Source organism: Chthoniobacterales bacterium (assembly GCA_018883245.1).
GTDB lineage: Bacteria > Verrucomicrobiota > Verrucomicrobiia > Chthoniobacterales > JACTMZ01 > JACTMZ01.
Window position 1 is genome coordinate 1 of the sequence record VEQL01000064.1, and the last position, 9,297, is coordinate 9,297.

9 protein-coding genes are annotated in these 9,297 nt (G+C 63.4%); 5 read left to right on the forward strand and 4 right to left on the reverse strand.

Annotation, left to right across the window (positions count from 1 at the left end):
- Positions 1–294 precede the first annotated feature (294 nt).
- Positions 295–765, forward strand: coding sequence for a transposase (locus FGM15_13140; GenBank protein ID MBU3666802.1), 471 nt, complete (start codon positions 295–297; stop codon positions 763–765).
- Here FGM15_13140 and FGM15_13145 read toward each other — a convergent pair.
- Genes FGM15_13145 through FGM15_13160 form a run of 4 tightly spaced genes read right to left on the reverse strand, consistent with a single transcriptional unit; the run spans position 719 to position 5,459 of the window.
- Positions 719–1,975, reverse strand: coding sequence for a (Fe-S)-binding protein (locus FGM15_13145; protein MBU3666803.1), 1,257 nt, complete (start codon positions 1,973–1,975; stop codon positions 719–721). The genes FGM15_13140 and FGM15_13145 overlap by 47 nt on opposite strands.
- Before the next feature lie 47 nt (positions 1,976–2,022).
- On the reverse strand, positions 2,023–3,435 hold the full coding sequence (locus tag FGM15_13150) for an FAD-binding protein (GenBank protein ID MBU3666804.1): 1,413 nt from the start codon (positions 3,433–3,435) through the stop codon (positions 2,023–2,025).
- Between the two features lie 60 nt (positions 3,436–3,495).
- Positions 3,496–4,626, reverse strand: a complete 1,131-nt coding sequence (locus FGM15_13155) for a Gfo/Idh/MocA family oxidoreductase (GenBank protein MBU3666805.1) — start codon at positions 4,624–4,626, stop codon at positions 3,496–3,498.
- The gene (locus FGM15_13160) at positions 4,623–5,459 is read right to left on the reverse strand and encodes an aldolase (GenBank protein ID MBU3666806.1); all 837 of its coding nucleotides are present in this window, start codon (positions 5,457–5,459) and stop codon (positions 4,623–4,625) included. The genes FGM15_13155 and FGM15_13160 overlap by 4 nt, the downstream gene beginning before the upstream one ends.
- Positions 5,460–5,589: 130 nt before the next feature.
- Between FGM15_13160 and FGM15_13165 the strand changes: the two genes are divergently transcribed.
- From FGM15_13165 to FGM15_13180, 4 genes are all read left to right on the forward strand, one after another.
- Positions 5,590–6,336, forward strand: a complete 747-nt coding sequence (locus tag FGM15_13165; GenBank protein ID MBU3666807.1) for a DeoR/GlpR transcriptional regulator — start codon at positions 5,590–5,592, stop codon at positions 6,334–6,336.
- Between the two features lie 122 nt (positions 6,337–6,458).
- Positions 6,459–7,610, forward strand: a complete 1,152-nt coding sequence (locus FGM15_13170; GenBank protein ID MBU3666808.1) for a hypothetical protein — start codon at positions 6,459–6,461, stop codon at positions 7,608–7,610.
- Complete coding sequence (locus FGM15_13175) at positions 7,607–8,179, forward strand: D-lyxose/D-mannose family sugar isomerase (GenBank protein ID MBU3666809.1); 573 nt, start codon at positions 7,607–7,609, stop codon at positions 8,177–8,179. The genes FGM15_13170 and FGM15_13175 overlap by 4 nt, the downstream gene beginning before the upstream one ends.
- Positions 8,176–9,294 (forward strand): carbohydrate kinase, encoded by a 1,119-nt coding sequence (locus tag FGM15_13180; GenBank protein MBU3666810.1) that lies wholly within the window; start codon positions 8,176–8,178, stop codon positions 9,292–9,294. The genes FGM15_13175 and FGM15_13180 overlap by 4 nt, the downstream gene beginning before the upstream one ends.
- Positions 9,295–9,297 lie beyond the last annotated feature (3 nt).

The window sequence follows — 9,297 nt, forward strand, 5'->3', positions numbered from 1 at the left end:
GGATGATGACCCGACATCCGGCCGTTGAAGAAACCGCAGATTTGCCCGGGAAAGAACGGACATGATACCAACGTCCCTTCGCAAATGGACTTTCCGCGGGCGGAAAAACCGTGGCATGGGCATCCTTGCCAATGAGCAAACCGATCTCACCGGCCGGAAGCCGGTGTCACTTCTCCCCGCTCATGCGTGTTGATCCGAAAGCAAAGGGACGTCGGTATGATATGGGAGCTTGGCGGCGCGTGAGCGCCGCCGCCTTCTCACGAAAAGACAGCGAGACACACACCCGAAGAAGTCATCAAGAAGCCGGGGCGAGCCGACGAAGGGGCGCAAGACGCTGCGCCGGAGTTTATCCGCTCCGACAGCGGTCCGGAGTTCATCGCTAAAAAAGTCTGCCGCCGGATCCGAGAGCGCGGGTTGCAAACCGCGTTCATTCCGCCCGGCGCACCGTGGGAAAACCCCTCCATCGAAAGCTTCAACAGCCGCTTGCGCCACGATCTGCTCGACATCGGGGCGATCGGCTCGCTGGCCGGGGCCGATGGGCCGGCCAAGGATCACCGCCGCAAATACAGCCGCATCCGTCCGCATTCCCGACTGGGTTACCAGACCCCGGCGAAGTTTGCGGCCAGCTGTTTGGCTCCGCCCCGGCCCACGGCTTCCGCAACGTGGACCCGCTCTTCGCCCCGGCAATTGCGCGGTCACCACCACGCGCCGTCTCCAGTCATCCCCGGGGCGACTGGGCCCGGTAAGCGCGCGCGAGCAGCGTGACCGGCTGGGTCACTCGTATGTCGAGCCCCGCCTGCCGCATCCCGTTGACCAACTGCAAGTGGCACCCCGGATTGCAGGTCGCCACGACGGCGGCGCCGGTGGAGGCAATCTTGCCGACTTTGCGCTCTTGCAAGATAGCGGCGGTTTCGGGCTGGGTGATATTGTACACGCCCGCGCTTCCGCAGCACCAGTCGGACTCGGGCAGTTCGGTCAGTTCGACCCCGGGAATGGCCTGCAGGATTTCCCGTGGCTGCCTCGTGATTTTCTGACCGTGGCAAAGGTGGCAGGCCTCGTGGTAGGTGACCTTCTGCGACTCCGCAGCCTCGGACACGGGGACGCGGAAACCGGTTTCCACCAGCCATTCGTTGACGTCTTTCAACTTTCGATCCCACTCGCGAGCCCGCACCGCGTAGTCGCGGTCGTCGGCGAGCAGTCTCCCGTAGTGTTTCAAGTGGGAACCACAGCCGGCGGCGTTGGTGATGATGGCGTCGAAGGCAAAAGGATCGAAAAGGTCGATCATGCGCCGCGCCATCTCTTGCGCCACGGCATGCTCTCCGTTGTGGCCGTGGATCGATCCGCAGCATGGCTGCACAGGCGGGGTCACCACTTCGCAACCGTTGGCCAGCAAGACATCGGCCGTGTCGCGATTGATGTCGGCGAAGACCAGGTCCTGCACGCATCCAGTCAGAAGCCCCACGCGGTAACGGGTGCCGTCCGCGGGCTTTTCCACGGGGCGGATCAGCTGGTGGGAAAACTTGGGCAGCACGACCGGCGTGATGGGCTCCAACTTGCGCAGTTTGGCCGGAAGCAGCCGCGTCAGACCGAGCCGACGGAAAAGCCATTGCGCTCCCGTGGCTTGGTAGAGCCAGAGCATCCGCCCGACGAGTCGCAGCAACCGCGGATGGGTGAAAAGAATTTTGAGCAAGGCTGTGCGAATCGACGAGCGCACCGGGTTGTCCATGACACCGGATTTTTCCACGTCGGCCCGCGCCACTTCGAAAAGATGGGCGTAGTCCACCCCGGCCGGGCAGGCGGTTTCACAGGCCAGACAGCCGAGGCAGTAGGACATCTCCTCGCCGAACGCGGGCCCCAGCTCCAAGTGGTCGTCGGCGATGGCCCGCATGAGAGCGATGCGGCCGCGCGGGCTGTGCTGCTCGAGTTTCGTCAGGTCATACGTCGGACAGGTCGGAAGACACATCCCGCAGTGCATGCACTGCTGGAGCACCGGGTAATCGAGCGACTTGAGGGCGAGCTCGCTCACGGCAGCGGGTCGAAAATTTTCCCGGGGTTCAAAATCCCCTGCGGATCGAAGGCCGCCTTGATGCTCCGCATGACCCCGACGTTCAACTCGCCGACGGCGGCGGGCAGGAAATCTTTTTTGGCCAAACCCACACCGTGTTCGCCGGTGATCGTGCCGCCGAGCTCGATGGCCCGCGCGAAGATCTCCTTCATGGCCAACTCCACGCGGTGCATTTCCTCTTTGTTTTTCTCGTTGGTCAAAAAGGTCGGGTGCAGATTGCCGTCGCCCATATGGCCGAAGGTGCCGATCTTGAGATGGTGGCGGCGGGCCGTTTCCTGGATGCAGCGGACCATCTCCGGCAAACGGTTGCGCGGCACCGTGGCGTCTTCCAGGATCGTCGTCGGCCCGACCCGGGCCAGGGCGGAAAAGGCGGTGCGGCGGGCCGCCGCGAGCGACGCGGCTTCTTCGGCAGTCGCGGCTATTTTCACTTCCCCCGCCCCGTTGGCCTTGGCGATGGCGAGCATGGCGGCGGCCTCTTCCTCCACCGCGGCCGGATGCCCGTCGCTTTCGATGAGGAGCAGGGCCTCGGCCTCGCGCGGCAGACCGATCCCCGCGTGATCCTCCACGCAATTGATCGTGACCTTGTCGAGGAACTCCAGGGTGCAGGGGATGATCTTGGCTTTGATGATGGCAGACACCGTCCTGGCCGCGTTCTCCATGTTGTCATAGACCGCCAGCATGGTTTTGCGCGCGGCGGGCGGCGGGATCAGCTTGAGCAGGACTTTGGTGATGATGCCCAGGGTTCCCTCCGAACCGATGAAGAGATCGCGCAAGGTGTAGCCCGCCACATCCTTGACGCATTTGTTGCCGGTCCACATGACCTCGCCATCCGGCAACACAACCTCGAGCCCCATGACATAGTCGCGCGTCACGCCGTATTTGAGTCCGCGAAGACCGCCGGAGTTCTCCGCGACATTGCCGCCGATGGTGGAAATCTTCATCGAGCCCGGGTCCGGCGGATAAAAAAGACCGACCCCCGCGGCGGCCGCCGCGACATCCGCAGTGACCGCGCCGGCCTCGGCCAAGAGCGTGAGATTTTCCGCGTCGACCTCTATGATGCGGTTCATTTTGGTCAGGCACAGGACGAGACATCCATCCACCGGGACACTCCCCCCGCTCAAACCGGTGCCGGAACCGCGCGTGACCACGGGGATCCGCCGCGCGGTGGCAAACTTCAACACGCCGGACACCTGGGCGGTATCGATCGGAAAAACGACGGCCGCAGGTTCCGCGCGCAGGGCCGCGGTGCCGTCGTAAGCGTAAGCCGCCCGTTGCTCCGGCGAATCGTGGACCTCCAGCCCGGGCACGCATCCACGCAATTGCTGCGGGAAGAAGGATTCCGACCCCGAAGGATTTGCTGTCACGATGATGAGACAGGTTTGAGGTTGGATGTCACGAGATGGAAATGGAGTTGCGGGCGTGTCGTTGTTTCATGTCTCCGCGAGCGGAACAGCACGCCCCTCTCGCTCCGACTGCAGCGCGGCGGCGAACACCTCGTGCACCGCAACCGCTTCCTCCGGCCTGACACAGCCGAAGCGGGCAGCAAGATTGCCCGCCCGCTCCGCCGCGAACGCGGCGAGCATTTGCTGCAGGATGTCGGGAAAGCCCGGTTCGAAGATGCCTCCGGTGACGGTCTTGAAAGGCATGGCGAAACCGAGGTCGATGCGTTCCCAGGATTGTTCCTTGCCGCGCCGGAAAAGCCAGAGGGCCTTGGGATCCTTGGTCGAAAAGCGGGCTCCGCCATCGGTGCCGAGAACCTCGATCACCCAGCTGTTGGTGTCACCGGGAGAAAGCCGCTTCATTTCCAGACGCATCGGGATTTGGTCGCCGAGCACGGAGACGTCGGTGTGCAGCATGGCGTTGTCCCAAGTGTCGGCCGGTGCCATGCCACCTCTGCCATCGGGACGTTGCGTGTAAACTTTCTGCAACTGCGCATAAACACGAAGCGGCTTCCACCCGAGGCGAAGGGGCAAGTGCATGACGTGCATGCCGAGGTCGCCCATCACGCCGATTTCGCCGCAGGTCGCGACTTGGCGCTTCCAGTTGACCGGCTTGGACGGGTCCAGATCGCTGGAGTGGAGGAAGGCCGAGCGCACTTCGAGCGGACGCCCCAGCTTCCCCTCCCGGGCGAATTCGAAAACGCGCTGCGCGCCGGGCAGGAACGGAAATTCCGAACTGCAGCGGACGAAGCGGCCGAGTTCTTCGGCTCGCGCCGCGATTTTGCGCGCCGCGGCCAGGTCGATTCCGAAGGGCTTTTCGGCCAGCAAATCTTTGCCCGCTTCGAGCACATCGAGGTAAATCTTCTCGTGCAGCTGGTGCGGGACGGCGACATAGACCGCATCGACGTCCTTGCTGGCCAGCAATTCGCGGTGGTCGGCGGTGGACAGGCGCAAAGAAGGCAAACGCCCGAACCAATCCCGCGCGGCCGGCGCCAGATCGCAGACCGCGGTGATTTCGCAACCGACGCCGACATCCTCCAGCGCGCACCAGCGGCTGACCGCCGACGCCATTTCGCGGCCCATCAGACCGCCCCCGATGATTCCGAGACGCAGCGTGCTCATTTGGAGGAGAGATGCTTGGCTGCCTGCTTCGCCGTGGCTCCGTCGTGCACGATGGCCATGAGTGCCGCCACCATGCCGGCCGGGTTGGCGTGCTGGACCACGTTGCGGCCGTAAACGATGCCGGAAACACCCTGTTTGATCAGTTCCTCGGTGCGCGCGAGGATTTCCTCGTCCGGCGCCCGTCCCCCGCCCCGGACCAGAACCGGAATGCCACCGGCCGCCTCGACGACCTTGTGGTAGAGGGAGACATCGTCGGTCGGGTCGGCCTTGATAACGTCGGCCCCCAGCTCGACGGCCTGACGCACCAGGTGCTGAATCTTCACCAAATCGCCGTCAACCATGTAGCCGCCGGCCTCGCTGTTCGGACGGAAAACGAGCGGCTCGACCATCATGGGCATGGCGTATTCGTCGCTTTCCAATTTCAACGCGCAAATATTCTCGATGCACTGGTTGGTCACGCCCGGCGCGTTCGGGATTTGGAACAGATTCACGCACATGCAGGCGGCATCGAGACGCACGGCCTGCAGCGCCGGCTCGGCAATCATCACGCTGAGCGCTTCCAACGGCAGTTCCTTCCCGTAAACGTTGGCCACATCCGTCCGCAGCACCAACGACGGCTTCTGCCGGCCGGGAATCTTCTGCAAATGCCGCGCCTGCCCGGTGGTCAACTGCACGGCATCGGGCCCGGCCTGCACCACCGTGTCGACGGCACGTTGCATGTCCTCGATCCCGGTGAGAAATCCGGGCTGGTTGAAAAACCCGTGGTCGATGGCCACGTCGAAACAGCGGCCGGATTTTGCGTTGAAGAGACGGTTCAGTCGGTATGGTTTCATAAAGCTTGTTGATCTGCGGAGAGTTTTGCCCCCGGCTCCGGGACTGCCCCGGGGCTTAAGGTCTCGGTTGCCACAGACTCGTTGATTGTTAGCTTGTGAACGGACTTAGGCAATAGTATATCGATCGCTCATGCTCGCTCATGCTCGGCACCAAAAAATTCTGGCCATCCTCGATAAGCGCCAGAGGGCCGGATCGGCCGAATTACAATCCGCCACCGGGGCGTCCTCGGCGACGCTGCGGCGCGACCTTGATTTCTTGGAAAGGCAGGATCTTGTCGTGCGCGTCCACGGGGCGGTCCTCCACCCGACGGTCGCCTCCGTCGAGCCGAGCTTGCTGCAAAAATCCCGCTCCGCGGTGCAAGCCAAGCGGAGAATCGCCGCCATGGCGGCGACCTTGATTCCCGAGAGAGCCATCGTCTTCATCGACAGCGGCACGACCTGCCTCGAAGCCGCACGCCTTTTGAGATCCCGGCCGGATCTGATGATCATCACGAATTCGCTCCCGGTGATCGCGGGGCACGAGCAGTTCCGCGCCAAGCTCATCGTCATTGGTGGCGAGCGCCGTTCTTTGAGCGGAGCCCTCGTCGGTCCCCTGGCTGCCCCGGGAACGTCCGGCCTCAGGGCCGACCTCGCGCTGATCGGGGCCTCCGGCCTTGATCCTGTTTCGGGCCCGGGCACCACCGAATTACTGGAGCGCGACATCAAGGCGTCGTGGATTCGCAACGCCCGTCGCAGCATTCTGCTCTGCGACGCCGGGAAATGGGCGTCTGCCGCGGCCGTGGGCTTCGCCTCTTGGGCGGACATCCACGACTTCGTCACCGACCGCAAACCGCCGGCGCAATTCCGCCCGAAGACGACAAAGACCCACATCGCATGAAACGACCCGATCAATGTGTTCGGCATAAGACCGGCATCCGGCCGCGCCGCCCGCTCCAGCAGGACATGCAACTCACCGCCAACAAGATGAACCACCGCTAGACTCCGCAGGCATTGTTCTGAATGAAACCGAAACGTCCCTCCAAGCACACGATTCTCGGGCAGCCGTCATGGCTGCTGTCCTCCGATAAAGTCACTGCCGCCGTGACGGAGCAGGGCGGTCACCTCGCCCCGGTAAAATTCCATCTGGCCGGCCGTGTCGTTGAGCCGTTTTCCGTCGCTCCTTGGGCGCGGGAAAAGCTTCCGCCGGGCACACCGGCGATGCTGAAAAGCTTGCGCGGAGACTTCTTCTGCGCGCCTTTCGGAGGCAACGAAACCAGCTGGCGTGGGGAGAAACACCCCCCGCACGGAGACCCAGCCAACGCGAAGTGGAAACTGCGAAGCTGTGAGGGGGGGCAAGTTTGGAGCGCATGGCATTGGACGATGGAAACCACATCGCGCCCCGGACGCGTCCACAAATCGATCCGCCTCAAGGCAGGCGAGACGAATCTGTATTGCCGTCATTTGCTCTCGGAGATGGAGGGCCCGATGAGTTTCGGTCACCATGCAATGCTCAAATTCCCGGAAGTGCCCGGGTCCGGGATCGTCTCCTCGAGCCGCATCCTCTTCGCGCAGGTGGCACCGGAGCCTTTTGAGTCCCCGGCGGTTGGCGGCTACCAAAGTCTGAAGCCGGGCAGTCGGTTCACCCGGCTGAGCAGGGTCGCGACAACGGACGGGAATTTTGCCGATCTGGAGAAATATCCCGCCCGCCGCGGGTTCGAGGATCTCGTTATGCTCGTGCATGAAAGCGAGCCCGACTTCGCGTGGTCCGCGGTGACCTTCCCGAAGGAGCGCTATGTGTGGTTCTCGCTCAAAGATCCCCGCATCCTCCGCAGCACCATCCTCTGGATCTCGAACGCGGGGCGGCATTACCCACCTTGGAACGGACGCCATGACCGCGTGATGGGAATCGAGGATGTGACCTCCTACTTCCACTACGGACTGGCGGAATCCGCGGGCCCGAATCCGGTCAGCCGCATGGGCTATGCAACGTGCGTGAAATTGAAAAAGGCCGCGCCTCTCACGGTGAACTACATCATGGGCGTGGCCGCGATCCCCGCGAAGTTCGGCAGGGTCAGATCCATCACTCGCGCGCCCGGCGGTATCGTGCTCGCTTCGGACAACGGCTGCCGGGTAATTGCGAAGGCCGACACTGATTTTCTGAAAAACCCATGAAACGAAGCCAAATCAACGAAATCTACCACGAGGCCGCCGGGTGTTTCGCCCGGCACGGCTGGGCCTTGCCGCCGCAGCCACACTGGGACATCACGGACTTCGGGCTAGGTGACTTCGAGCGCTTCGGCCTCGTGCTGATCAACCTCGCGGAGGAGCCCGAGTATTGCGAAAAACTCATGTATGCGCGCGCCGGACAGACGACCCCCCTGCACACGCACGCGCGGAAAAAGGAGGACATCATCTGCCGTCACGGGTCCCTCGTGCTCGAACTCTGGTCCGGGCATCCGGAGAAAACGGAACGCGGCACGGATTTTCCCGTCCGGGTCAACGGAAGCTTGCGGACCTGTTGCAGCGGGGAAACCCTGACCCTCCAAGCCGGGGAACGAATCACGCTGACCCCGGGGATTTACCACGCGTTCTGGGCAGGCGGCGCGGATTGCATCATCGGCGAGGTTTCCACCGCGAACGACGATGCCAACGACAACTTTTTCGTGAATCCGGACATCGGCCGTTTCCCCGAAGTCGATGAGGATGAACCCGCGCGCATCCGGCTGCTCAGCGACAAATGAACACCGCCAACGCCCTGCGTGTCCTCGAATCCCTTCCCGAGGTTCCGCCACCCGTCGTGGTCGGGTTCGACGGATTCGTCGACGAAATGATCAGCGTGGTGGCCGAGCGGACGTCGCTGGAGGAATTCTCGCCGGTCCCCGACATCGGGACCTTTGCCAGCCTGCTCTCAGCCGCGGCCGGTCGCAGCAGTCTGCGGGAAATCATCATCACCGCGGTGCATCCCGGCGGATGCGCAGTCAACCTGGGCGACGGCCTTGCGGCTCTGGGTATCCCGGTGGATTGCTATGCCACGCTCGGCGAGCCCGCCCACCCGGCGTTCGCGGAGACGACCACACGTTTCCGCAAAGCCGTGTCGTGGGGGCGCGAGCCCGGTCGCACGCTGGCGTTCGAGTTCACCGACGGCAAACTGATGTTCAGCGCGGTGAAGCAGCTTGCGGAATTCACCGCGGAAGACATCGCGCGTCGGCTGGCCGATGGCGACTATCTGGCTTCTTGCCGCGAGGCGGCCATCATCGCGCTCACCGACTGGACTTTGTATCCGCATATGACCTCGGTGTGGCGGCTGCTGCACAACGAAATCTATGCGAAGCTGGGGCGGCGCCCGCACTTCTTCATCGACCTTGTCGACCCGTCGAGCCGGTCATCGGCGGACATTCTCGCCATGGTGGAAACCCTGCCGCTTCTGCAATCGTGCGGCGACGTCACCCTTGGCCTCAACGGCAACGAGGCCAACATCCTCGCGCGGCTACTCGGACTTCATCCGGCGCAGGAGGCCGACGATGCGATGCGACTGGCCGGGCAGTTGCAGGCCAAAATCGGCATTTCAACGGCAGTCATTCACAAGCTGAGGTTCGCCGTCTCCGCGGGCTCGGACGGCGCGTTCTCGGCGCAGGGCCCGTTTTGCGAGCATCCCCTGAAAAGCACCGGCGCAGGCGACCGCTTCAACGCGGGCTACTGCCTCGGTCTCCTCGCCGGCGGAACACCGGAAGACTCCCTCGCTCTCGGCTGCGGCGTGTCCGGATTCTTTGTCCGCAACGCACGCAGCCCTTCGCGGACGGAGCTCATTGAATTTCTGCGGCAAGAAGCTTTACCGGGAACCATCGAGGCAGTCTGAAGT